Source organism: Escherichia sp. E1130, from assembly GCF_005781065.1.
GTDB lineage: Bacteria > Pseudomonadota > Gammaproteobacteria > Enterobacterales > Enterobacteriaceae > Escherichia.
In genome coordinates, this window is sequence record NZ_VATL01000019.1 from 131,061 (window position 1) to 155,751 (window position 24,691).

The 24,691-nt window shown below is 49.5% G+C and carries 26 protein-coding genes, 1 pseudogene and 1 other annotated feature; of the genes and pseudogenes, 14 read left to right on the plus strand and 13 right to left on the minus strand.

Annotation, left to right across the window (positions count from 1 at the left end):
* Positions 1–44 precede the first annotated feature (44 nt).
* The 6 genes from FEK66_RS18315 to rnm form a co-directional block, all read right to left on the minus strand.
* A complete protein-coding gene (locus tag FEK66_RS18315; RefSeq protein WP_130208865.1) occupies positions 45–353 on the minus strand; it encodes a hypothetical protein in 309 nt (102 codons plus the stop codon).
* 10 nt (positions 354–363) lie between these two features.
* Entirely contained in the window at positions 364–1,365 is a 1,002-nt protein-coding gene (locus FEK66_RS18320) for a hypothetical protein (protein WP_130208867.1), read from the minus strand.
* A 169-nt stretch (positions 1,366–1,534) separates the two neighbouring features.
* The gene (gene rluB / locus FEK66_RS18325) at positions 1,535–2,410 is read right to left on the minus strand and encodes a 23S rRNA pseudouridine(2605) synthase RluB (protein WP_135493834.1); all 876 of its coding nucleotides are present in this window, start codon (positions 2,408–2,410) and stop codon (positions 1,535–1,537) included.
* 191 nt (positions 2,411–2,601) lie between these two features.
* Positions 2,602–4,479: a DUF2207 domain-containing protein gene (locus FEK66_RS18330; protein WP_138211520.1), complete on the minus strand. Its 1,878-nt coding sequence runs from the start codon at positions 4,477–4,479 to the stop codon at positions 2,602–2,604.
* A 27-nt stretch (positions 4,480–4,506) separates the two neighbouring features.
* Positions 4,507–5,127 (minus strand): L-threonylcarbamoyladenylate synthase, encoded by a 621-nt coding sequence (locus FEK66_RS18335; protein WP_001516499.1) that lies wholly within the window; start codon positions 5,125–5,127, stop codon positions 4,507–4,509.
* Positions 5,124–6,005 carry an RNase AM gene (gene rnm / locus FEK66_RS18340; RefSeq protein ID WP_001285663.1) on the minus strand — a complete coding sequence of 294 codons (882 nt, stop codon included), beginning with the start codon at positions 6,003–6,005 and terminating at the stop codon, positions 5,124–5,126. Before rnm ends, FEK66_RS18335 begins: the two co-directional genes overlap by 4 nt.
* A 137-nt stretch (positions 6,006–6,142) precedes the next feature.
* Between rnm and trpL the strand changes: the two genes are divergently transcribed.
* From trpL to trpA, 6 genes are all read left to right on the plus strand, one after another.
* Positions 6,143–6,187 carry a trp operon leader peptide gene (trpL, locus tag FEK66_RS18345; protein WP_001700591.1) on the plus strand — a complete coding sequence of 15 codons (45 nt, stop codon included), beginning with the start codon at positions 6,143–6,145 and terminating at the stop codon, positions 6,185–6,187.
* Positions 6,164–6,257 (plus strand) — a sequence feature (Trp leader region). It overlaps the preceding gene by 24 nt.
* A 21-nt stretch (positions 6,258–6,278) precedes the next feature.
* A complete protein-coding gene (gene trpE / locus FEK66_RS18350; protein ID WP_135406474.1) occupies positions 6,279–7,841 on the plus strand; it encodes an anthranilate synthase component I in 1,563 nt (520 codons plus the stop codon).
* On the plus strand, positions 7,841–9,436 hold the full coding sequence (trpD, locus tag FEK66_RS18355; RefSeq protein WP_000763524.1) for a bifunctional anthranilate synthase glutamate amidotransferase component TrpG/anthranilate phosphoribosyltransferase TrpD: 1,596 nt from the start codon (positions 7,841–7,843) through the stop codon (positions 9,434–9,436). The genes trpE and trpD overlap by 1 nt, the downstream gene beginning before the upstream one ends.
* Positions 9,437–10,798: a bifunctional indole-3-glycerol-phosphate synthase TrpC/phosphoribosylanthranilate isomerase TrpF gene (trpCF, locus tag FEK66_RS18360; protein WP_171020814.1), complete on the plus strand. Its 1,362-nt coding sequence runs from the start codon at positions 9,437–9,439 to the stop codon at positions 10,796–10,798.
* An 11-nt stretch (positions 10,799–10,809) separates the two neighbouring features.
* Positions 10,810–12,003: a tryptophan synthase subunit beta gene (trpB, locus tag FEK66_RS18365; RefSeq protein WP_130258918.1), complete on the plus strand. Its 1,194-nt coding sequence runs from the start codon at positions 10,810–10,812 to the stop codon at positions 12,001–12,003.
* The gene (gene trpA / locus FEK66_RS18370; protein ID WP_130259720.1) at positions 12,003–12,809 is read left to right on the plus strand and encodes a tryptophan synthase subunit alpha; all 807 of its coding nucleotides are present in this window, start codon (positions 12,003–12,005) and stop codon (positions 12,807–12,809) included. The genes trpB and trpA overlap by 1 nt, the downstream gene beginning before the upstream one ends.
* Positions 12,810–12,859: 50 nt before the next feature.
* Here the strand turns inward: trpA and ompW are convergent, their stop codons facing one another.
* The gene (ompW, locus tag FEK66_RS18375) at positions 12,860–13,513 is read right to left on the minus strand and encodes an outer membrane protein OmpW (RefSeq protein ID WP_130259719.1); all 654 of its coding nucleotides are present in this window, start codon (positions 13,511–13,513) and stop codon (positions 12,860–12,862) included.
* A 201-nt stretch (positions 13,514–13,714) separates the two neighbouring features.
* Between ompW and FEK66_RS26040 the strand changes: the two are divergent.
* The 4 genes and pseudogenes from FEK66_RS26040 to yciA form a co-directional block, all read left to right on the plus strand.
* Positions 13,715–13,929, plus strand: a pseudogene (locus FEK66_RS26040) (YkgJ family cysteine cluster protein); the annotation flags it as partial.
* 27 nt (positions 13,930–13,956) lie between these two features.
* Positions 13,957–14,700, plus strand: a complete 744-nt coding sequence (locus FEK66_RS18380) for a YciC family protein (protein ID WP_130208877.1) — start codon at positions 13,957–13,959, stop codon at positions 14,698–14,700.
* Positions 14,701–14,729: 29 nt separating this feature from the next.
* On the plus strand, positions 14,730–15,269 hold the full coding sequence (locus tag FEK66_RS18385; protein WP_000808667.1) for a septation protein A: 540 nt from the start codon (positions 14,730–14,732) through the stop codon (positions 15,267–15,269).
* Positions 15,270–15,373: 104 nt separating this feature from the next.
* The gene (yciA, locus tag FEK66_RS18390) at positions 15,374–15,772 is read left to right on the plus strand and encodes an acyl-CoA thioester hydrolase YciA (protein WP_130208879.1); all 399 of its coding nucleotides are present in this window, start codon (positions 15,374–15,376) and stop codon (positions 15,770–15,772) included.
* 40 nt (positions 15,773–15,812) lie between these two features.
* Here yciA and tonB read toward each other — a convergent pair whose 3' ends face one another.
* Positions 15,813–16,532 carry a TonB system transport protein TonB gene (gene tonB, locus FEK66_RS18395; RefSeq protein WP_064528843.1) on the minus strand — a complete coding sequence of 240 codons (720 nt, stop codon included), beginning with the start codon at positions 16,530–16,532 and terminating at the stop codon, positions 15,813–15,815.
* Positions 16,533–16,755: 223 nt separating this feature from the next.
* Between tonB and FEK66_RS18400 the strand changes: the two genes are divergently transcribed.
* Together FEK66_RS18400 and kch are read left to right on the plus strand one after the other, a co-directional pair.
* On the plus strand, positions 16,756–17,052 hold the full coding sequence (locus FEK66_RS18400) for a YciI family protein (RefSeq protein ID WP_000967596.1): 297 nt from the start codon (positions 16,756–16,758) through the stop codon (positions 17,050–17,052).
* Positions 17,053–17,354: 302 nt separating this feature from the next.
* On the plus strand, positions 17,355–18,608 hold the full coding sequence (gene kch, locus FEK66_RS18405) for a voltage-gated potassium channel protein (protein ID WP_130259718.1): 1,254 nt from the start codon (positions 17,355–17,357) through the stop codon (positions 18,606–18,608).
* Positions 18,609–18,662: 54 nt separating this feature from the next.
* On the opposite strand, the gene FEK66_RS18410 is transcribed toward kch, so the two are convergent.
* Complete coding sequence (locus FEK66_RS18410; RefSeq protein ID WP_122983112.1) at positions 18,663–18,836, minus strand: YciY family protein; 174 nt, start codon at positions 18,834–18,836, stop codon at positions 18,663–18,665.
* Positions 18,837–18,978: 142 nt separating this feature from the next.
* Between FEK66_RS18410 and cls the strand changes: the two genes are divergently transcribed.
* Positions 18,979–20,439: a cardiolipin synthase gene (cls, locus tag FEK66_RS18415; RefSeq protein ID WP_130208884.1), complete on the plus strand. Its 1,461-nt coding sequence runs from the start codon at positions 18,979–18,981 to the stop codon at positions 20,437–20,439.
* A gap of 34 nt (positions 20,440–20,473) precedes the next feature.
* The gene (locus FEK66_RS18420) at positions 20,474–20,803 is read left to right on the plus strand and encodes an HI1450 family dsDNA-mimic protein (protein ID WP_000366958.1); all 330 of its coding nucleotides are present in this window, start codon (positions 20,474–20,476) and stop codon (positions 20,801–20,803) included.
* Between the two features lie 55 nt (positions 20,804–20,858).
* On the opposite strand, the gene FEK66_RS18425 is transcribed toward FEK66_RS18420, so the two are convergent.
* From FEK66_RS18425 to oppC, 4 genes are read right to left on the minus strand one after another with little or no spacing between them, the layout of a single operon-like run.
* A complete protein-coding gene (locus FEK66_RS18425) occupies positions 20,859–21,704 on the minus strand; it encodes a potassium channel family protein (protein ID WP_135493832.1) in 846 nt (281 codons plus the stop codon).
* A gap of 48 nt (positions 21,705–21,752) precedes the next feature.
* On the minus strand, positions 21,753–22,757 hold the full coding sequence (oppF, locus tag FEK66_RS18430; protein ID WP_135493830.1) for a murein tripeptide/oligopeptide ABC transporter ATP-binding protein OppF: 1,005 nt from the start codon (positions 22,755–22,757) through the stop codon (positions 21,753–21,755).
* Positions 22,754–23,767: a murein tripeptide/oligopeptide ABC transporter ATP-binding protein OppD gene (gene oppD, locus FEK66_RS18435; RefSeq protein WP_130208888.1), complete on the minus strand. Its 1,014-nt coding sequence runs from the start codon at positions 23,765–23,767 to the stop codon at positions 22,754–22,756. The genes oppF and oppD overlap by 4 nt, the downstream gene beginning before the upstream one ends.
* Positions 23,768–23,778: 11 nt before the next feature.
* Positions 23,779–24,687, minus strand: a complete 909-nt coding sequence (gene oppC / locus FEK66_RS18440) for an oligopeptide ABC transporter permease OppC (protein ID WP_000979659.1) — start codon at positions 24,685–24,687, stop codon at positions 23,779–23,781.
* Positions 24,688–24,691 lie beyond the last annotated feature (4 nt).

Below are 24,691 nucleotides of genomic sequence, written 5' to 3' on the forward strand. Positions count from 1 at the left end.
CACCTCAAAAGAAACCTCTTGAGGTGCTTTAATCATAATTATATTCAAGCGGCAATAGCAAAATTCAGAATGCGTGTAATCTCATTAAAATGTCTCTGATATGTTTCATGATTCTCAGCGTCAACATCTTCAATAAATAATATCAATTCAGTAATTAACGCATTAGCATCGTCATAATTTATCTCGGCTAACTCTGGCGAAGTTTCAGTACCATAGTTAATCGTCAGGTTGTTCATAACTGTGAGGATATGGATAAAATATTTATGACAAACATTGCATGTGGTTTTATTGCCCAGGGTATTATACAGCATATCAAGTAATGCCAGTATCCTACGATTTTGCACATCGTTCATAAAAAGCCTCCTATAACATTATTCCGCTGGCAATAAGTAATTTTGCCAGCCCCTCAGACGCCTTTAACCCACTAATGACCTGTGCGCGTAATATCTCATTTAACCTTTTTTGTTCAGCTGCCGTGCGTGTTTTATTAACGTATAAGCTTTTCAGATAATCACCCTTATCTATAAAGGCATTTAAAGCCTCAATCGCAGGCATGGCAGGTGCCGATGCCTGTAGCCTGGTTTCATTCACATTGATTACTGAACTTAGAAACTCTTTCCTGTTTTTCAGCGTGTTAAACTCTGTATTCTTAGAGTTTTTAGATGCCGTATTATAATAAAACATATTATCATGCACATTCGCAAAGGTATAATTTTCAATCTTGTTGCTTTTTGTATAAATATCATTACGCAAAACTGTCATATTCTTTATAAGTCTTACCCAGTTTTCATCTACCGTTGTACCTATTTTTCCAGAATTGACTTTTATTATATATAATTCATTGAAATAATTTACTAAATCTTTAACCGCCGCTGCAGACTGAGCTAAATCTTTGCTATGTGAAACACCAAGTAGCGTTTGTGCGTTGTTTGCGTGATCCAGAGCCTGTTTAAGTAATGCCACTTGCTGACTTTCCGTTGTTGCCATATCCTCAGTCAGAAGTTCTACATAAGCGCTCATGCTATTAATGACTTCCATTGAAGCCAGTAATTTTTCTTTCTCGAAAGGGACTAATTGTACTTGTTTTGTATTTGGCCCTGGACGCTGGCATAATTTCCCTCCATTACCATCACCGCCTATATCTATGGCATAATCAGGTCGCAGGGCACAATCCGGATTAGTTGCATAGAAATTAACAAGGAAGTTTTCACGAGAAGCATAATATTGTTTAAAGAAACTTGCATTCGCTGCCACCGCTTTGTTACCCACAGTAATAACAGTTTCAGCTTGTTCGTTTTTCAATGCTTCAGTTGCACAACCTGAAAGCATTAACAGCGATAGAAATATTCCACTATATCTAATCATAACCCACCTCTTAACGTTGAGTTTATCTCAGATAATTAAATAGTAATGTGGCTATTTCCGGGCATTATTCATAAGCAAGTATGAAATTAAATTAAAATACTGCGACTATTTATCATGCTTCAAATGAAGAAAAGGCCCCGCAGGGCCTTTATTTTATACTTATCTTAAATTAACCGTTATTATTACGTCCGCCAGAACGACGACCGCCGCTCACCTGGCTATGACGTTTCACCGCACGTCGAATTTGATTTGCCTTCATGCGACGACGATCTTTTTCTACAGCGACTTTAGAGCTGGTTTCTGGCGGTAGCTCCACCAGTTCGCGCAGATAGTTAGTCTGGGCGAGATCCAGCTCCGTCCAGCCGCCGCGTGGCAGACCTTTCGGCAGTGGAATATCACCGTAACGCACACGGATCAGGCGACTTACCTGCACGCCAACCGCTTCCCACAGACGACGAACTTCACGGTTACGGCCTTCGGTCAGAGTAACGTTGAACCACTGGTTGATCCCTTCACCGCCGCTGAACTTGATGGTTTTAAAGGCTGCCGGACCATCTTCCAGCTGCACACCACGGCTTAAATCACGCAGTTTCGCGTCGTCAACCTGACCAAATACACGCACGGCATATTCACGTTCAACTTCACGGCTTGGATGCATTAAACGGTTTGCCAGTTCACCATCGGTGGTGAACAGCAACAGACCACAGGTGTTAACGTCCAGACGACCTACGGCAATCCAGCGTGCGCCACGCAGTTTTGGCAGGCGATCAAACACCGTTGGACGCCCTTCCGGATCGTTACGGGTACACAACTCACCTTCTGGTTTGTAATAGGCCAGAACGCGACAAATTTGTTCAGCGGACTCACGTACCGAAATCAGATGACCATCGATACGGATTTTCAGCCCAGGGGTAACTTCAACGCGATCGCCGAGTTTAGCAATTTTGCCATCAACACTCACACGACCGGCTTCAATAATAGATTCGATTTCACGGCGAGAACCGTGGCCGGCACGCGCCAGCACTTTCTGTAACTTTTCGCTCATTGAGCTTCCTTTTGGTGTCGCCTTCCCAGGCGTCTGGTATGCTTTTGTGCAACAATGAGTCAGAACTTACATCTGACTCACTGATAGTAAAGTCTGTTTGAACTCTTCAGGCCGTAGCTGGCCTGCCTTTGAGGCGGAACATCATACACGATCTTTATGGTTAAAGCTTGTTTCGATTAACATCGGCTTTATTACCAACCACCACCAGCGCCAGAACCACCACCGGAATAGCTCCGCCCCAACAAACTGGTATAGGCCCCGCAACTCAGGTGCGTCTGTAATGAGAATAAAACGCCGTTACGGGCAATCTCTGGAGCGCGAATCGCCGAAGAAAGCGAAGGAACGATGCGTAACGCCCATTCCCTCCCCAAATTTGCCGATATAGCCCAACCTAACAACGCGTAATCCAGTTTCCGTGTTTCCCCTTTCCGCCGCCGCCCACTGTGCGTTGCCGCCTCTTTACGCGCAAGATAGTTAACGATAGCTTCACCGTGGGCATAACGTTGCTGCCCAGTTTGGGTAAACTTTGGCAGAAAAATATACCCCATGCCAGTGAGATAACCGGTCAGGACAACAGCGCTAAAATAACCCGCCGGCATATACCAGTAAAAGAATACATCTCCGACATTGATATAGAGAGAATAGAAGGCCACGCCTGAACAAATCAGTGGTAAAAACAAAGTGATGATTACACGATTAACGCAAGGCTTGTCATCATCGCGGGCAAACAAAAGCTCAAGGGAACAAAATAAAAAAGGAAGAAGCCAGCAGATCATAATAAACATATCGCCCACCAGACTCATTCCTGCCCAACCTACGGGACTCAGGTTACCGTAGAGAATGACCGCCAATATCGCCATTCCACCCCATTGTAAAAACGCATCAGGTCGGTAAAACGAAGACTTTTTACGCGGCAGATAAAATTTCTGCATCCGTAAAAATGCTCTGCGTAAGACTCTGTTGCGCCTCCCCGTAAGGACGACCTTATCGCCTTTACGAAATAGCGCTTCCAGTAATAACTGTTCGGTGGGCAGTAATACCGCATTATTTCTGATCGCGCCTTCATTAACACGAATCAGGGTTTGCTGATTTTTGTCATACTGATCTTCCAGATGAATTTTTCCTTTCACAATCAGATTTACGATATCGGCACAAAAACCTTTATCGTCGTAAACCAGTTTCGCATCGAGACGTAACATGCCGGGCGTATAATCTGGCGGAATGACATCGGTTTCAATCACATCTACCGGCGTAAATTGCGGCCTGCGCTTCCAGAGACATAACCATCCACACGCCAGGAGCAAACACGGTAACCAAATGATAAGAGACGATGTTGAGGGCCAAAAAAGATGGCTAAAAATATTCGTCGTGTGTTGTGCCGGGGCATTATCCAGCAAGGCATGAGGCCAGCGGTAGAGAACCGTGAAATCTTCACGATAAAACGGATCGCGAGATTCAATTTTTCCGTCCTCAAGGATGCGCCCATTTCGATATGTGTCGCCCTCTTCTCCAGTAAAGAGATCGATTTCGCTAAATGGATTACCCGCAATATTAGAGAACTGGAGAGAAAATCGGGTCTTATAAATTTCAAACGGCCAGTTGTTACCGGTCACGTTCCAGATTAGCAGGTCAAAGTCACCATCGCGTAGAAAAGCATTTTTAACCTGATAATGAATTTGATAATGATAGTCGCCTTGAGGCAAGAAACGTTGTTTATCGCCCACGACAATACTCATTAACCCGATATGCCAGTCAAGATGCCAGAGTTCAGGAACGCCATCACGGGTGACGCTAATAATGCGATAGTTCAGCAGCGCCGCGTCACCATTAGGCTGCATCCATAGTCGGGGTAAATCACGATAAAACCCGTGCTTAATCTGCTGATTTCGCGCCTGAAAATGAATGTTCTCTTTGATGTCGAGCACCCCATCCGGTTGCAGAGTGGCTTCAACATCAAAGAGCGAGATCCCTTCTTCATATGAAGGGATCTCCGTGTTTTTCGCATAACTCAACGAAGAGAAAAAAAGCCCAACTATCAACAGCAAAATGCAGCGATATATCCCTGCCATAATCTTCCATCCGTGGAACGCAATTTTTTATAAGAAAGGCTTCACATCACCCACGCCTTCACGCACCACGACCGGCGTATCATCGGTAAGATCAATGACCGTTGTCGGTTTCTGCCCGAGATAGCCGCCGTGGATAATCAAATCCACCTGTTTTTCCAGACGGTCTTTAATTTCTTCCGGATCGGATTCGGTAAATTCGCTGCCCGGTAGCATCAGCGATGTGGAAAGCATCGGTTCGCCCAATACTTCAAGCAACGCCTGCGCAATCGGGTTAGAAGGCACACGCATCCCAATGGTTTTGCGTTTTTCCTGCAACAGACGGCGTGGCACTTCCTTCGTCCCCTTCAGGATGAAGGTATAGTTGCCCGGCGTGTTGTTTTTCATTAAACGAAACGCAACGTTATCCACGAATGAATAGGTCGAAAGTTCAGAAAGATCGCGACACATCAGGGTAAAGTTGTGACCGTCCGGCAGCTGGCGAATACGACAAATACGCTCCATCGCGTTTTTATCTTCAATTTTACAGCCGAGTGCGTAGCCGGAATCGGTTGGATAAACAATCACCCCGCCTTTACGCACGATCTCCACCGCCTGGTTGATCAGACGTTGCTGCGGGTTATCAGGATGAATATAAAAAAACTGGCTCATAATTCCCTCTCTGTGGTGTTCTGCGGCTGTTCCCATAGCTGCCAGACGCCTTCAACGCCAGCGGGCAGCCAGAGTTTACGACCCAGTTCGATCCACGGGCATGGCTGATGAAAATCAGATCCTTGTGATGCCCATAAATGATGCTGGCGGGCAAGTGTCGCCAGCTGGGTACGTTCATTGGGCGATTGCTGGCACTGCGCGACTTCCATCGCGTCGCCGTGGTGTTCGGCAAAATGCGCAACCAATCTTTTCAGCCATTTAGCACTAAGATTGTACCGCCCAGGATGAGCAAGCACCGCCTTACCGCCAGAATGATGAATGACATCAATAGCTTGTTCTATTGTACACCACTGTGGCGGAACGTATCCGGTTTTCCCGCGCGCCAGATACTTTTTAAAGACATCCGCCATTGAACTGGCTTTGCCGCACTCCACCAGGAAACGAGCAAAATGACCGCGCGTCACCGCACCGCCCTGCGCCAGTCGTTGCGCGCCTTCCAGCGCCCCCGGTATTTGCGCTTTTTCAAGTCTTTCGGCAATTAGCTGCGCCCGCTGATTGCGCCGTTCTGTCTGCTGCGCGAGGAACTCACACATTAGCGGATGAGTAATATCAATATTCAGCCCGACAATATGAATTTCATGATTTTCCCAGACCGTGGAAATTTCCACGCCGGGAATAAGATTCAGCGCCAGTCCCGAACGTGAAATTTCCTCTCTTGCTGGCGCGATTGCAGCTGTGGTGTCATGGTCGGTGATCGCCAGAGTGCCGACGCGCATCTCGACCGCACGGTGCACCAACGCCTCTGGCGTCAGGCAGCCATCGGAAGCTGTGGTATGGCTGTGCAGGTCGTAAATCACTGCGTAATTCGTGTCGCTCAAGGCGCACTCCCGTTTTGGATAATGTTTTTGGCGCCGACATCATAACGGTTCTGGCAAATATTCTGAAATGAGCTGTTGACAATTAACCATCGAACTAGTTAACTAGTACGCAAGTTCACGTAAAAAGGGTATCGACAATGAAAGCGATTTTCGTACTGAAAGGTTGGTGGCGCACTTCCTGAAACGGGCAGTGTATTCACCATGCGTAAAGCAATCAGATACCCAGCCCGCCTTATAAGCGGGCTTTTTTTTGAACAAAATTAGAGAATAACAATGCAAACACAAAAACCGACTCTCGAATTGTTAACCTGCGAAGGCGCTTATCGCGATAATCCCACCGCGCTTTTTCACCAGTTGTGTGGGGATCGTCCAGCAACGCTGCTGCTGGAATCCGCAGATATCGACAGCAAAGATGATTTAAAAAGCCTGCTGCTGGTAGACAGTGCGCTGCGCATTACAGCTTTAGGTGACACTGTCACAATTCAGGCGCTTTCCGGCAATGGCGAAGCCCTGCTGACACTACTGGATAACGCCCTGCCTGCGGGTGTGGAAAATGAACAATCACCAAACTGCCGTGTGCTGCGCTTCCCCCCTGTCAGTCCACTGCTGGATGAAGACGCCCGCTTATGCTCCCTTTCGGTTTTTGACGCTTTCCGCTTATTACAGAATCTGTTGAATGTACCGAAGGAAGAACGAGAAGCAATGTTCTTCGGCGGGCTGTTCTCTTATGACCTTGTGGCGGGATTTGAAGATTTACCGCAACTGGTAGCGGAAAATAACTGCCCTGATTTCTGTTTTTATCTCGCTGAAACGCTGATGGTGATTGACCATCAGAAAAAAAGCACCCGCATTCAGGCAAGCCTGTTTGCTCCCAATGAAGAAGAAAAACAGCGTCTCACTACGCGCCTGCACGAGTTGCGCCAGCGACTGACCGAAGACGCGCCGCCGCTGCCGGTGGTTTCCGTGCCGCATATGCGTTGTGAATGTAACCAGAGCGATGAAGAGTTCGGTGGCGTAGTGCGTTTGTTGCAAAAAGCGATTCGCGCCGGAGAAATTTTCCAGGTGGTGCCATCTCGCCGTTTCTCTCTGCCCTGCCCGTCACCGCTGGCGGCCTATTACGTGCTGAAAAAGAGTAATCCCAGCCCGTACATGTTTTTTATGCAGGATAATGATTTCACCCTGTTTGGCGCGTCGCCGGAAAGTTCGCTCAAGTATGACGCCACCAGCCGCCAGATTGAGATCTACCCAATTGCCGGAACACGCCCACGCGGTCGTCGTGCCGATGGTTCACTGGACAGAGACCTCGACAGCCGCATCGAACTGGAAATGCGTACCGATCATAAAGAGCTGTCTGAACATCTGATGCTGGTGGATCTCGCCCGTAATGATCTGGCACGCATTTGTACCCCCGGCAGCCGCTACGTCGCCGATCTCACCAAAGTTGACCGTTACTCTTACGTGATGCACCTGGTCTCCCGCGTTGTCGGTGAGCTGCGCCACGATCTCGACGCCCTGCACGCTTACCGTGCCTGTATGAATATGGGGACGTTAAGCGGTGCGCCGAAAGTACGTGCTATGCAGTTAATTGCCGAAGCGGAAGGTCGTCGACGCGGCAGCTACGGCGGTGCAGTAGGTTATTTCACCGCGCATGGCGATCTCGACACCTGCATTGTGATCCGCTCGGCGCTGGTAGAGAACGGAGTCGCCACCGTGCAGGCCGGTGCTGGCGTGGTACTTGATTCTGTTCCGCAGTCGGAAGCCGACGAAACCCGTAATAAAGCCCGCGCTGTACTGCGCGCTATTGCCACCGCGCATCATGCACAGGAGACATTCTGATGGCTGACATTCTGCTGCTCGATAATATCGACTCTTTTACTTACAACCTGGCAGATCAGTTGCGCAGCAATGGTCATAACGTGGTGATTTACCGCAACCATATTCCGGCGCAGACCTTAATTGAACGCCTGGCGACGATGAGCAATCCGGTACTGATGCTTTCTCCTGGCCCCGGTGTGCCGAGCGAAGCCGGTTGTATGCCGGAACTCCTCACCCGCCTGCGCGGTAAGCTGCCAATCATTGGCATTTGCCTCGGACATCAGGCGATTGTCGAAGCTTACGGGGGCTATGTCGGTCAGGCGGGCGAAATTCTTCACGGTAAAGCGTCGAGCATTGAACATGATGGTCAGGCGATGTTTGCCGGATTAACAAACCCGCTGCCGGTGGCGCGTTATCACTCGCTGGTTGGCAGTAACATTCCGGCAGGTTTAACCATCAACGCCCATTTTAATGGCATGGTGATGGCGGTGCGTCACGATGCGGATCGCGTTTGTGGGTTCCAGTTCCATCCGGAATCCATTCTTACCACTCAGGGCGCTCGCCTGCTGGAACAAACGCTGGCCTGGGCGCAGCAGAAACTAGAGCCAACCAACACGCTGCAACCGATTCTGGAAAAACTGTATCAGGCGCAGACGCTTAGCCAACAAGAAAGCCACCAGCTTTTTTCAGCGGTGGTGCGTGGCGAGCTGAAGCCAGAACAGCTCGCGGCGGCGCTGGTGAGCATGAAAATTCGCGGCGAGCACCCGAACGAAATCGCCGGAGCAGCAACGGCGCTACTGGAAAACGCCGCGCCGTTCCCGCGCCCTGATTATCTGTTTGCCGATATCGTCGGCACCGGCGGTGACGGCAGCAACAGTATCAATATTTCGACCGCCAGTGCGTTTGTCGCCGCGGCCTGTGGGCTGAAAGTGGCGAAACACGGTAACCGCAGCGTCTCCAGTAAATCTGGCTCGTCGGATCTGCTGGCGGCATTCGGTATTAATCTTGATATGAACGCCGATAAATCGCGCCAGGCGCTGGATGAATTAGGCGTCTGTTTCCTCTTTGCGCCGAAATATCACACCGGATTCCGCCACGCGATGCCGGTTCGCCAGCAACTGAAAACTCGCACCCTGTTCAACGTGCTGGGGCCACTGATTAACCCAGCGCATCCTCCGCTGGCGTTAATTGGTGTCTACAGCCCGGAACTGGTGCTGCCAATTGCCGAAACCTTGCGCGTGCTGGGGTATCAACGTGCAGCGGTGGTGCACAGCGGTGGAATGGATGAAGTTTCCTTACACGCTCCGACCATTGTTGCCGAGCTGCACGATGGTGAAATTAAAAGCTATCAACTGACCGCTGAAGATTTTGGCCTGACGCCCTACCACCAGGAGCAACTGGCTGGCGGAACACCGGAAGAAAACCGTGACATTTTAACACGCTTGTTACAAGGTAAAGGCGACGCCGCCCATGAAGCAGCCGTCGCGGCGAATGTCGCCATGTTAATGCGCCTGCATGGCCATGAAGATCTGCAAGCCAATGCGCAAACCGTTCTTGAGGTACTGCGTAGTGGTTCCGCTTACGACAGAGTCACCGCACTGGCGGCACGAGGGTAAATGATGCAAACCGTTTTAGCGAAAATCGTCGCAGACAAGGCGATTTGGGTAGAAGCCCGCAAACAGCAGCAATCGCTGGCCAGTTTTCAGAATGAGGTTCAGCCGAGCACGCGACATTTTTATGATGCGCTGCAGGGTGCACGCACGGCGTTTATTCTGGAATGCAAGAAAGCGTCGCCGTCAAAAGGCGTGATCCGTGATGATTTCGATCCAGCACGCATTGCCTCGATTTATAAGCATTACGCTTCGGCAATTTCGGTACTGACTGATGAGAAATATTTTCAGGGGAGCTTTGATTTCCTCCCCATCGTCAGCCAAATCGCCCCGCAGCCGATTTTATGTAAAGACTTCATTATCGATCCTTACCAGATCTATCTGGCGCGCTATTACCAGGCCGATGCCTGCTTATTAATGCTTTCAGTACTGGATGACGAACAATATCGCCAGCTTGCAGCCGTCGCCCACAGTCTGGAGATGGGTGTGCTGACCGAAGTCAGTAATGAAGAGGAACTGGAGCGCGCCATTGCATTGGGGGCAAAAGTCGTTGGCATCAACAACCGCGATCTGCGTGATTTGTCGATTGATCTCAACCGTACCCGCGAGCTTGCGCCGAAACTGGGGCACAACGTGACGGTAATCAGCGAATCCGGCATCAATACCTACGCTCAGGTGCGCGAGTTAAGCCACTTCGCTAACGGTTTTCTGATTGGTTCGGCGTTGATGGCCCATGACGATTTGAACGCCGCCGTGCGCCGGGTGTTGCTGGGTGAGAATAAAGTATGTGGCCTGACGCGTGGGCAAGATGCTAAAGCAGCTTATGACGCGGGCGCGATTTACGGTGGGTTGATTTTTGTTGCGATATCACCGCGTTGCGTCAGCGTTGAACAGGCGCAGGAAGTGATGGCTGCGGCACCGTTGCAGTATGTTGGTGTGTTCCGCAATCACGATATTGCTGATGTGGTGGACAAAACTAACGCGTTATCGCTGGCAGCAGTGCAACTGCATGGTAATGAAGATCAGCAATATATCGACGCACTGCGTGACGTGCTGCCCGCTAACGTTGCCATCTGGAAAGCATTGAGCGTCGGTGAAACTCTTCCCGCGCGCGATTTTCAGCACGTCGATAAATATATTTTCGACAACGGCCAGGGTGGAAGCGGGCAACGTTTCGACTGGTCACTGTTAAATGGTCAATCGCTTGGCAACGTCCTGCTGGCGGGTGGCTTAGGCGCAGATAACTGCGTGGAAGCGGCACAAACCGGCTGCGCCGGGCTTGATTTTAATTCTGCTGTAGAGTCGCAACCGGGCATTAAAGACGCACGCCTTTTGGCCTCGGTTTTCCAGACGCTGCGCGCATATTAAGGAAAGGAACAATGACAACATTACTTAACCCGTATTTTGGTGAGTTTGGCGGCATGTACGTGCCACAAATCCTGATGCCTGCTCTGCGCCAGCTGGAAGAAGCTTTTGTCAGCGCGCAAAAAGATCCTGAATTTCAGGCCCAGTTCAACGACCTGCTGAAAAACTATGCCGGGCGCCCAACCGCGCTGACCAAATGCCAGAACATTACAGCCGGGACGAACACCACGCTGTATCTGAAGCGCGAAGATTTATTGCACGGCGGCGCACATAAAACCAACCAGGTTCTGGGCCAGGCTTTGCTGGCGAAGCGGATGGGTAAAACCGAAATCATCGCCGAAACCGGAGCCGGTCAGCATGGTGTGGCGTCGGCCCTTGCCAGCGCCCTGCTCGGCCTGAAATGCCGTATTTATATGGGTGCCAAAGACGTTGAACGCCAGTCGCCTAACGTTTTTCGTATGCGCTTAATGGGTGCGGAAGTGATCCCGGTGCATAGCGGTTCCGCGACGCTGAAAGATGCCTGTAACGAGGCGCTGCGCGACTGGTCCGGTAGTTACGAAACCGCGCACTATATGCTGGGTACCGCAGCTGGCCCGCATCCTTATCCGACCATTGTGCGTGAGTTTCAGCGGATGATTGGCGAAGAAACGAAAGCACAGATTCTGGAAAGAGAAGGTCGCCTGCCGGATGCTGTTATCGCCTGTGTTGGCGGCGGTTCGAATGCCATCGGCATGTTTGCTGATTTCATCAACGAAACCAATGTCGGCCTGATTGGCGTGGAGCCAGGCGGTCACGGCATCGAAACCGGCGAACATGGCGCACCGTTGAAACATGGTCGCGTAGGCATCTATTTCGGCATGAAAGCACCGATGATGCAGACCGAAGACGGGCAAATTGAAGAATCTTACTCCATCTCTGCCGGACTGGATTTCCCGTCCGTTGGCCCACAACATGCGTATCTCAACAGCATCGGTCGCGCTGATTACGTGTCGATTACCGATGATGAAGCGCTGGAAGCCTTTAAAACGCTGTGCCTGCACGAAGGGATTATCCCGGCGCTGGAGTCCTCCCACGCCCTGGCCCATGCGCTGAAAATGATGCGCGAAAACCCAGAAAAAGAGCAGCTACTAGTGGTTAACCTTTCCGGTCGCGGCGATAAAGACATCTTCACCGTTCACGATATTTTGAAAGCACGAGGGGAAATCTGATGGAACGCTACGAATCTCTGTTTGCCCAGTTGAAGGAGCGCAAAGAAGGCGCATTTGTTCCTTTCGTCACCCTCGGTGATCCGGGCATTGAGCAGTCGCTGAAAATTATCGATACGTTGATCGAAGCAGGTGCTGATGCTTTGGAGCTAGGCATCCCCTTCTCCGACCCGCTGGCAGATGGCCCGACCATTCAAAACGCCACACTGCGTGCTTTTGCGGCAGGTGTGACCCCGGCACAATGTTTTGAGATGCTGGCACTGATTCGTCAAAAACATCCGACCATTCCTGTTGGCCTGCTAATGTACGCCAACCTGGTGTTTAACAAAGGCATTGATGAGTTTTACGCTCAATGTGAAAAAGTCGGCGTCGATTCGGTGCTGGTTGCCGACGTGCCAGTGGAAGAGTCTGCGCCCTTCCGCCAGGCCGCGTTGCGTCATAATGTCGCGCCGATCTTTATCTGCCCGCCGAATGCCGACGATGATTTGCTGCGCCAGATAGCCTCTTACGGTCGTGGTTACACCTATTTGCTGTCGCGTGCGGGCGTAACCGGAGCGGAAAACCGCGCGGCATTACCGCTCAATCATCTGGTCACGAAGCTGAAAGAATACAATGCCGCGCCTCCATTGCAGGGCTTTGGCATTTCAGCACCGGAACAGGTAAAAGCAGCGATTGATGCAGGGGCCGCAGGCGCGATTTCTGGTTCGGCAATTGTAAAAATCATCGAGCAACATATTAATGAGCCAGAAAAAATGCTGGAAGCACTGAAAGCTTTTGTACAACCGATGAAAGCAGCTACACGAAGTTAATTTGAGACAAACCGCCAGAAAATATCTGGCGGTTTATTGATGGTAAAAAATTAGAAGCGGTAACCCGCAGAGAACATAAATACCCACGGGTCGAGGCGTACGTTGTCAGAATAGCGTCCTGCAGGCAGCACTGCGCCATTGGATTTATATTTCACCTCAGTGTCGATATCCATGTACCAGACCGACATATTAAGCAACCAGTCACGGTTGATGAGATAATCCACACCTACTTGTCCCGCCACGCCCCATGAATCCTTCAGACTAAGGTCGGATAAACCAAGACCTTCACCGGTGTCATTGAAGTCATTATTAAAAAAGGTGGTGTAGTTAATACCCGCACCAATGTAAGGACGGAATTTACTGCCGGAATCGCCAAAATACCATTGTGCCATCAGTGTTGGCGGTAAATGGTGGACTGTCGCAATATCCCCGGTTGTGGCTGTGCCAACCTTATGACGAAACGGAGATGCCGCCAGCAATTCCACACCAATGTTATCAGTCGCCATATAGGTGAAGGTCAGGCCCAGTTGGGTGTTATTGGTCACGCTAAAGCCACCCAGGCTTCCCAGAGTTCCATCCGCGCCTTCCGTTGGACGTACCGTTGCCGAACCTGCACGAATAAAGAACTCGCCTGCTTCGTGAGCATAGACGCTACCAGAGAGAAGTGTACTGACTGCCAATGCCGCCACTGTTAATTTTTTCATGTTCGCTCCGTCGTTATGGTTATAAAAACGTGACGAATATACCTACATTGGAGTAACAAATGATCCTACATAGATCACATTGCATTCGCTAAATGACCATTTATTGATCTGAATTAATTTAGAAGTTGTATCGCAAATCCTGGTTAACATGATTCAAATCAATTTGAATGCTTTCCATCTCCGAAAGTATTCTTTTGCTACCTTATTGGCCTTTTAAGCAGGCGGTAAGTTGCGGTATTTATGCAAACAGCCCTTCTGCTTGTCAGGAATTTGTCGTGTCTGGAGAAAGCAATGGATCCTGTGATCGCACCCACGCACGCTGTGGATTACCTGCGCTTTACAAAGATATGCTTTTCCATACAAGTCGTGATGCTGCCACTGAAGGGATAACCAGGGTACAATTGCCCGCTAATTAACACCTGCATAAAACTCAAGGAGAGTGCATGTCTATCACGGCGCAGTCCGTATACCGTGACACCGGAAATTTCTTCCGTAATCAATTTATGACCATTCTGTTGGTATCGTTGCTTTGTGCATTTATCACAGTGGTGTTAGGACATGTTTTCTCACCCAGTGACGCACAGCTTGCGCAGCTCAATGACGGCGCGCCCGTTAGTGGCGGCGGTGGGTTGTTCGATCTGGTGCAAAATATGTCCCCGGAACAGCAACAAATTTTGCTGCGTGCTTCCGCTGCGTCCACTTTTTCAGGATTAATCGGTAACGCCATACTCGCCGGAGGCGTAATATTAATCATCCAACTGGTGTCTGCGGGTCAGAGAGTCAGTGCGCTACGCGCTATTGGTGCCAGTGCGCCGATATTGCCAAAGTTATTTATTCTGATTTTTCTGACTACCCTTTTAGTACAGATTGGCATCATGCTGGTGGTCGTTCCGGGGATTTTAATGGCCATTTTACTGGCACTGGCGCCGGTGATGTTGGTGCAGGATAAAATGGGCGTTTTCGCCTCTATGCGCAGCAGTATGCGGCTGACATGGGCGAATATGCGTCTGGTGGCACCTGCAGTACTAAGCTGGTTACTGGCAAAAACACTGTTGCTGCTGTTTGCCTCTTCGTTTGCCGCATTAACCCCGGAAATTGGTGCCGTACTGGCGAATACTTTAAGCAACCTGATTTCAGCCGTATTGCTTATCTATCTGTTCCGCCTGTACATGTTGATTCGCCAATAACCTGAAGTATTTGATTACGGAATCGTAAAATGAAGCAGTTTCTTGATTTTTTACCGCTAGTTGTCTTCTTCGCGTTCTACAAAATTTATGACATCTATGCGGCAACTGCGGCGCTCATCGTCGCCACGGCAATTGTGCTTATTTATAGCTGGGTTCGCTTCCGGAAAGTTGAGAAGATGGCCCTGATCACCTTTGTTCTGGTGGTCGTTTTCGGTGGTCTGACGCTGTTCTTCCACAATGATGAGTTTATTAAATGGAAGGTCACCGTCATCTACGCTCTGTTTGCCGGTGCTTTGTTGGTTAGCCAATGGGTAATGAAAAAACCGCTGATTCAGCGGATGCTGGGTAAAGAACTCACTCTACCGCAGCCAGTATGGTCGAAGCTGAACCTGGCCTGGGCAGTCTTCTTTATTCTTTGTGGTCTGGCGAATATCTACATCGCATTCTGGCTACCGCAAAATATTTGGGTCAACTTCAAAGTGTTCGGTCTGACCGCCCTCACCTTAATCTTCACACTGTTAAGCGGTATTTATATCTACCGCCATATGCCGCAGGAAGATAAATCATAATCTGTCTGCCGGCCCTTCGGGGCCGGCGCTGCATATCCTCTGTTCTCATTTGGAAAATCATAGTAGCATCGCGCCTGTGATTTTCCTTTTATGTCGGTTTTACCATGTCTACAACACCTAACGTCCCTCAGGGCGATCTTGTTTTACGTACTTTAGCCATGCCTGCCGATACCAATGCCAATGGCGATATCTTTGGTGGTTGGTTGATGTCGCAGATGGATATTGGCGGTGCCATTCTGGCAAAAGAAATTGCCCACGGTCGCGTCGTGACCGTGCGGGTTGAAGGAATGACTTTCTTACGGCCAGTTGCGGTTGGTGATGTGGTGTGCTGCTATGCGCGCTGTCTCCAAAAAGGGACGACATCAGTCAGCATTAATATTGAAGTATGGGTGAAAAAAGTGGCGTCTGAACCGATTGGGCAGCGCTATAAAGCGACGGAAGCGTTATTTAAGTATGTTGCCGTCGACCCTGAAGGAAAGCCTCGTGCCTTACCTGTAGAGTAATAATCAAAAGCCTCCAAGTCGGAGGCTTTTGATTTTCTGTTTATTGAATTTCGGTGGTGCCGTTAATTTTAAACAGGATATTCACCACAATCCCACTTCCAGGTTTGCCCGGCTCATAACGCCATCTGCGCATCGCGTTTTTCACTTCGCGCTCAAACATGTTCGCCGGTTTGGCTGAAAGAATTTGTACGTTATCCACGCGACCATCCGGTGTGACGTCAAATTTAACTTTAACCTGCCCTTCAATGCGTAGTGCCTGCGCGCGCGCCGGATACTGCGGCTGATTACGGCTTAATGCCCGTGGACCAGACGCGACACTTGTGACCGGTTTGCTGGTTGCAGCCGTTGCCGTACTTGATGTTGGGCGAGCAGGTGCCGTATTTTCAAACGGTGACGCCGGACGTGACTCTACCGGTTTGACATCGCGTTTCGGCTGCTCCTGTACCTTTTTCACCGGCTTCGGTTTTGGCTTAGGTTTCGGCTTCGGCTTTTCAATGACTACCGGTGCTTCTTTTGGCGGTTCTGGTATCGGCTCAGGCTCCGGTTCTGGCTCCACCACTGGTTCCGGCGGCGGTTGAACGGCTTGTGGCGGCTCAAGTTCGGCCGGGGCAACCATGGTGACAGAAATCGGCTGCGCGGGCGCAGGTAGTTCAATAACCTGATGTACCGAGGTATAGAGTAGACCCGCCACAACAGCACCATGAATGCAGACCGAAAGTAACGTCGGCCAAGGGAAGCGGCGAGGTAAATCAAGGGTCATTGAAGTCATAATCGTTTCAGTAAAAAAACCAGGCCTCGATTTTAAATGCAAATAGCAATCATATTCAATAAGACAAGGCGATCAGGATCAGTGAAAACGCAATTTTTGGCGCTATTAACCTTACTTTTAGTGACGCCTTAACAAAGACATCATCTTTCCGTTGCAGATCTTCGCCCTTTCAAATAACGTACTTTATAACTTTTCCGAACAAGGAGTTGTGCCCGTGTTGTATGTTATTTACGCTCAAGACAAAGCCGATAGCCTCGAAAAGCGCCTTTCCGTTCGTCCGGCACATTTAGCACGTTTGCAGTTACTGCATGATGAAGGGCGTCTGCTGACCGCCGGTCCAATGCCAGCGGTAGACAGTAACGATCCAGGCGCCGCAGGATTTACTGGCTCAACCGTTATTGCTGAATTTGAATCGCTGGAAGCAGCCCAGGCCTGGGCAGATGCCGATCCATACGTGGCTGCGGGAGTCTATGAGCAAGTTTCCGTGAAACCCTTTAAGAAAGTGTTCTGAATATCAACATCCAGGGGCGCGGTGACAGAAACCGTGCTCTTGTTTTTTCTTTATATTTACCGATACCCCCAATCCACCACCACAAACAGATAATAACTTTATCTGTATCTCCCTATATACCCTCGGCATCTCCGTCTAATAATGACAAAATTTCTCTGCCTGATTCGGTTTTGATCAATCAAAACCTTTGATTGCTGCGGATAAAGTCATCTACTATGGTTTAACACATTCACGTGCCGCATGTTTTTCACATTCTGTACGCGTGAAGATAATTAAACAAAATTGTGGTTACAGAGGTATCAGTGAGTCACTGGGCTACATTCAAGCAAACAGCGGTAAATTTATGGGTGACCCTGCGGCACGATGTTATCGCGCTGGCGGTCCTTTCAAATGGATTGCTTATTTTTAAAACAATTTATGGCATGTCGGTCAATCTGCTCGATATTTTCCATATCCAGGCGTTTTCAGAACTTGACCTCTCCTTGCTGGCCAATGCGCCACTGTTTATGCTCGGCGTCTTTCTTGTTTTGAACTCGATCGGCTTGCTATTTCGGGCAAAGCTGGCATGGGCTATCAGTATCATTTTATTGCTGATAACGCTGATTTACACTCTGCACTTTTATCCATGGCTGAAATTCAGCATTGGTTTTTGCATCTTTACCTTGATAATTTTGTTGGTGCTGCGTAAAGACTTCTCTCACAGTAGTGCTGCGGCCGGGACAATTTTTGCTTTTATTAGTTTTACGACGTTACTGTTTTACTCTACCTACGGCGCACTTTATTTAAGCGAAGGTTTTAATCCGCGAATAGAGAGTCTAATGACCGCGTTCTATTTTTCGATAGAAACTATGTCAACCGTGGGCTACGGCGATATCGTCCCGGTTTCTGAATCAGCGCGCCTGTTTACTATTTCGGTCATTATTTCCGGTATTACCGTTTTTGCCACCTCCATGACCTCGATTTTCGGCCCGCTTATCCGCGGAGGATTCAATAAACTTGTGAAAGGAAACAATCATACAATGCATCGTAAAGATCACTTTATTGTTTGCGGGCATTCCATTCTGGCAATCAACACGATTCTGCAACTGAATCAACGCGGACAAAACGTCACGGTTATCAGCAACCTGCCAGAGGATGACATAAAACAGCTTGAACAAAGACTCGGTGACAATGCCGATGTTATCCCCGGTGACAGCAATGACAGTTCAGTACTAAAAAAAGCGGGAATTGATCACTGTCGAGCTATTCTGGCGTTAAGTGATAATGACGCCGATAATGCTTTTGTCGTTCTGTCGGCGAAAGATATGAGCAAAGATGTTAAAACCGTGCTTGCCGTCAGTGATAGCAAAAACCTGAATAAGATTAAGATGGTGCATCCGGATATTATTCTTTCACCGCAGCTATTTGGTAGCGAGATACTGGCGCGTATTCTCAATGGGGAAGAAATTAATAATGATATGCTCGTCTCGATGTTGCTGAATTCCGGGCATGGCATTTTCAGCGATAACAATGACGACGAAACCAAAACTGACAACAATGAATCTGCGCAAAAATAGATTTTAACGGCGGAAAGATAATCTTAATGGGCACCGCGTTGGTGCCCAGAACATTTAGATATTGTAGATCGCAAACAATAACGAGTTTCGCTGTTTGTTTAGAAGGCACTTCCTGATGCTGTGGATACGCATATTTCGGCGTGACTGCCCCTCAAGCCAACGCGATTTCCGTCGGCTAGCCTGACGCTGCATGCGCCAGCGCCCCACTTCCGTTCTACTCCGCTTCATGTTAACTACTCTATGCAATAACAGAGCGGTCATTATACCCCCGGTCCCGACGCTGACCAGTGCTTTTACCGCGTTTTTATTTGCCAGATGAATCCATATGCGTAAACTCATAACAATGCGCTTTCAAAAGGATTTCTAATCTATGACAACCGTTTATACGTTGGTGAGTTGGTTGGCCATTCTGGGATACTGGTTGCTCATTGCAGGCGTAACTTTACGCATTCTAATGAAACGACGCGCAGTTCCCTCCGCCATGGCCTGGCTGTTGATCATTTACATTCTGCCATTGGTCGGAATTATTGCTTATCTGGCCGTTGGCGAACTGCATTTAGGCAAACGCCGTGCCGAACGCGCCAGAGCGATGTGGCCTTCCACGGCGAAATGGCTTAACGATCTTAAAGCCTGTAAGCATATTTTTGCTGAAGAAAATAGCAGCGTCGCTGGACCGTTATTTAAGCTCTGTGAGCGTCGTCAGGGGATCGCCGGGGTCAAGGGTAATCAACTGCAACTGATGACCGAGTCTGATGATGTGATGCAGGCGTTAATCCGCGACATTCAACTCGCTCGCCATAACATTGAGATGGTGTTTTATATCTGGCAACCAGGCGGTATGGCAGACCAGGTGGCAGAATCTTTGATGGCCGCCGCACGACGCGGTATTCATTGCCGATTAATGCTCGACTCTGCGGGGAGTGTTGCTTTTTTCCGTAGCCCGTGGCCAGAGTTAATGCGAAATGCCGGTATCGAAGTGGTCGAGTCCTTAAAGGTTAACCTGATGCGCGTATTCTTACGCCGCATGGACCTGCGCCAGCACCGCAAGATGATCATGATCGATAACTACATTGCCTACACCGGCAGCATGAATATGGTCGATCCGCGCTTCTTCAAACAGGATGCGGGCGTAGGACAATGGATTGATCTGATGGCTCGCATGGAAGGCCCTATCGCCACCGCGATGGGAATTATCTACTCTTGCGACTGGGAGATTGAGACGGGAAAACGTATTTTACCACCACCGCCTGATGTCAATATTATGCCGTTCGAGCAGGCCAGCGGTCATACGATTCATACCATCGCTTCCGGCCCTGGATTCCCGGAAGACCTGATTCATCAGGCTTTGCTGACTGCAGCTTATTCAGCTCGTGAATATTTAATCATGACGACGCCCTACTTCGTCCCCAGCGATGACTTACTTCACGCAATCTGCACGGCGGCGCAACGCGGGGTTGATGTCAGTATTATTTTGCCGAGGAAAAATGACTCAATGCTGGTAGGCTGGGCCAGTCGCGCATTCTTTACAGAACTACTTGCTGCTGGGGTTAAGATTTATCAGTTTGAAGGTGGGTTACTGCATACCAAGAGCGTGCTGGTCGATGGCGAATTAAGTCTGGTTGGCACCGTTAACCTCGACATGCGTAGTCTGTGGCTGAATTTTGAAATCACGCTGGCTATTGACGATAAAGGTTTTGGTGCCGATCTGGCTGCCGTTCAGGACGACTATATTTCGCGTTCGCGTCTGCTCGATGCGCGGCTGTGGTTAAAACGTCCACTCTGGCAACGTGTCGCCGAGCGACTGTTTTACTTCTTCAGCCCGTTGCTGTAAAACGTCGCCAACAGAGATTAAACAGGTAGTGACTATGGATATGGATTTAAACAATCGCCTGACTGAAGATGAAACGCTTGAGCAGGCCTACGATATTTTTCTTGAACTGGCCGCTGATAATCTCGATCCGGCTGATGTTCTGTTGTTCAATCTGCAGTTTGAAGAGCGCGGTGGTGCAGAGTTATTTGACCCGGCAGAAGACTGGCAGGAACATGTTGATTTCGACTTGAACCCGGACTTTTTTGCCGAAGTGGTGATTGGTCTGGCAGACAGTGAAGATGGCGAAATCAACGATATTTTCGCCCGTATTTTGTTATGCCGCGAAAAAGATCACAAACTTTGCCATATTATCTGGCGGGAATAACGCTTGCCATCGGATGTGACGTAGCTGCGTCACATCCGTTCTTCCTTTTACACATCTATCTTTCCCCTCCTCCCAGTTCATTGCCACAAATACGACAATACTTCGCATCGTGTGCATGATGTTGGGTATTGCATTTAGGACAACAGAGAAGTTTTTTAGTCTGTTCAAGTTCACTGGTGAGTTGCGCAGTAATAATCCCCGTCGGAATTGCAATGACTGAGTAGCCAATCAAGATTAATACCGAAGCCACCATCCTTCCTGCCGCAGTATGTGGTGTAATATCACCATAACCAACGGTGGTTACCGTCACTATCGCCCAGTATACGGCTGTGCCAAGCGAGTTAAATTCGTTTGATGCACCTTCTATGGCGTACATTAACGCCCCAGCGACGATCATCACAATGGCAATAAAAGCATAAAAAAGAATCAACTGATGGCGGGCATTATTTATCGCCCGCCATAGACTGTTTAAGGCAGGCATAAAGCGGAGCAGGCGCAAAATTCGCAACGCACGAATCGCTCTCATCGCTCGCCAGGCAAATAAATAAGTAAAACCAATTTCAGGCCATAGCCAGATGAAATACAGCGGCAAAATGGTGGCCAGATCGATAAATCCCCAAAAGCTAAAAACATAACGTACCGGATTCGGCCAGCTTAATATTCGCAGGAAATACTCGATCGTGAAGACAAAAGTAAAGAAGAATTCTACCCAAACAAAGATATGCCATTCGTCGTAAGTTAGCTGGAATTGCGATCCAATACCGGATTCTATGAAGACAGCGCCAACGCTTAACAATGCGAGGAAACCAAACAGCGCCTCGCAGCGTCGCCCGGTTTTCGTATGCTGATCAAAAAGGAAATGATAAACCCGTTGGCGATACTCTGAAAGATGTCCTGTCACCTGTACCTCCCATGAAAAAGGGCCGGCAATCTGCCAGCCCTTAACACGTTATAATGGGTCTACTTTCAGGCAAGAGACGGCATGTCTGAAACTGCCTTCCAGCACCGGGCGTGTTTTGGCACACTCCGGACCGGCTATCGGGCAACGAGTGCGGAACACACAACCAGAAGGCGGGTTGATGGGCGATGGTAATTCCCCTTCCAGTAACTGGATAGATTTGTTCTTCTCCAGATCAGGATCTGGAATGGGGACTGCCGACATCAATGCTTTGGTATAGGGATGCAACGGATTGTGGTAAACCTCATCATACGTCCCCAACTCTACCGCATGGCCGAGATACATCACCAGCACGCGATCGGAAATGTGTTTTACCACGGCCAGATCGTGAGCGATAAAGATTAATGACAATCCCATCTCACGTTGCAACTGCTGGAGTAAATTCACCACCTGCGCCTGTATTGACACATCCAGTGCCGACACCGGTTCGTCGCAGATAATCAGCTTCGGTTCAAGGATTAGCGCACGCGCAATCCCGATACGCTGACACTGACCGCCGGAGAACTCATGCGGATAGCGGTTAATCAGGTTAGGTAGCAAGCCGACTTTCATCATCATCACCTTCACGCGCCCGCGAACTTCCTGGCGTGACATTTTCGGATGATAGGTACGCAGCGGTTCAGCGATGATCTCGCCGATGGTCATACGCGGGTTTAGCGATGCCAACGGGTCCTGGAAAATCATCTGAATATCACTGCGGACGGCACGCCATTCATCAGGTTTCATGCCCAGCAACTCTTTACCTAACCAGGCAACATGACCATCGGTGGCCTTGACCAAACCAATGATAGCGCGAGCAAAGGTAGACTTACCGCAACCTGATTCCCCTACGACGCCCAACGTTTCCCCTTCATATAACCTGAGCGTCACACCATCAACGGCCTTAAGGGTTTTCGGCGGTTGCCAGAACCACTGTTTGCCATCTTTGATCTCAAAGTGCACTTTCAAATCGGCAATTTCGAGGAGGACTTTTCTTCCTTCGGTTACAGCATTCATAACAGTTCCTCCACCGGTTTAAAGCAGGCACGCAGTCGGCCTGGCGTGAACTCTTCCAGCGGCGGCGCGCTACTGCAAATCTCCATCGCATACGGACAACGCGGCTGGAACGGGCAACCTTTCGGCAAACGCAGCAGGTTTGGCGGGTTACCCGGGATGGTCAACATCGTTTCACCTTCCGCATCAAGACGCGGCACCGCATTGAGTAAACCGATAGAATAAGGATGAACGGGTTCATAAAAGACATCGCGCGCGTTGCCATATTCCATCGTGCGCCCAGCGTACATCACCAGAACTTTGTCACAGATCCCCGCGACTACGCCGAGATCGTGGGTGATCATGATAATGGCAGTATTAAATTCCCGTTTCAGTTCATTCAATAGCGTCATGATCTGCGCCTGTACTGTCACGTCCAGCGCAGTAGTCGGTTCGTCGGCAATCAGCAATTTAGGTCGGCACAACAACGCCATCGCAATCATCACACGCTGACGCATGCCGCCAGAAAACTCATGAGGAAACATCTTCATACGCTTACGCGCTTCTGGCATTTTCACCGCATCGAGCATTCGTACCGATTCTTCAAACGCTTCGGCCTTGCCCATACCTTTATGCAGCATCAGCACTTCCATCAACTGCTCGCCGACGCGCATGTATGGATTTAACGAGGTCATCGGGTCCTGAAAAATCATCGAGATTTGTTCAGCACGCAGTTTATTAAGTTCACGTTCTGGCAGATTGAGGATTTCGCGCCCATTAAAGGTTGCCGATCCACCAATGCGTCCGTTAGCCGCCAGCAGCCCCATTAAAGCAAACGCGGTTTGCGACTTACCGGAGCCAGATTCGCCAACGATACCCAGAGTTTCTCCGGCACGAAGGGAAAAATTTAAATCATTGACCGCCGTGACATCGCCGTCCGGGGTGCTAAATGTCACTCGCAAATCTTTCACGTTCAGCAGTGCGTCAGCCTGTTGCTGTGCGAGTGGCACGGTTGCAGTTTCAATTACGCTCATGGCTACACTCCTTAACGATCTTTCGGGTCGAGGGCATCACGCAAGCCATCGCCGATAAAGTTGAAACAAAACAGTGTCACCACAAGGAAACCTGCCGGAAATAGCAGCAACCACGGAGAGACTTCCATCGAGTTCGCGCCATCACTGAGCAATGCGCCCCAACTACTTAATGGCTCTTGCGTACCCAGTCCCAGGAAGCTAAGAAAAGACTCAAAGAGGATCATGCTGGGCACCAGCAGAGAGGCATAGACCACCACCACACCAAGCACATTCGGCACAATGTGGCGAATCACAATGCCGGGCGTAGATACACCGCCAACTTGTGCCGCCTCAATAAACTCTTTGCGCTTCAGACTAAGGGTTTGACCACGCACGATACGTGCCATGTCCAGCCAGGAAACCATCCCAATCGCTACGAAAATCAGCAGGATGTTTTGACCGAAAAAGGTCACCAGCAAAATGACGAAGAACATGAACGGAAAGGAGTTGAGGATTTCCAGCAGGCGCATCATTACGGAATCCACCTTGCCGCCAAGATAACCGGAAAGTGAACCATAAAGCGTTCCTACGACTACTGCCACCAACGCTGCAGCAACACCAACCATTAATGAGATGCGCCCACCAATTGCAACGCGCACCAGCAGATCGCGACCGGAAGAGTCGGTACCAAAGTAGTGACCAGATTCCATATCCGGGGCGCTGGACATCATCGCCCAGTCGGTGTCGTCATAGGCAAATTGCGAGAGCATCGGCGCCAGGATAACAAACAGTGCAATAAGCACCAGTACAATCAGACTGGCCACTGCTGCACGGTTATGCATAAAACGTCGACGTGCGTCCTGCCATAAACTGCGGCCTTCGACCTCCAGCTTCTCACTGAAATTCTCCAGCGTCTCGCTGTTTTTCTTACTTAACATCATCGCG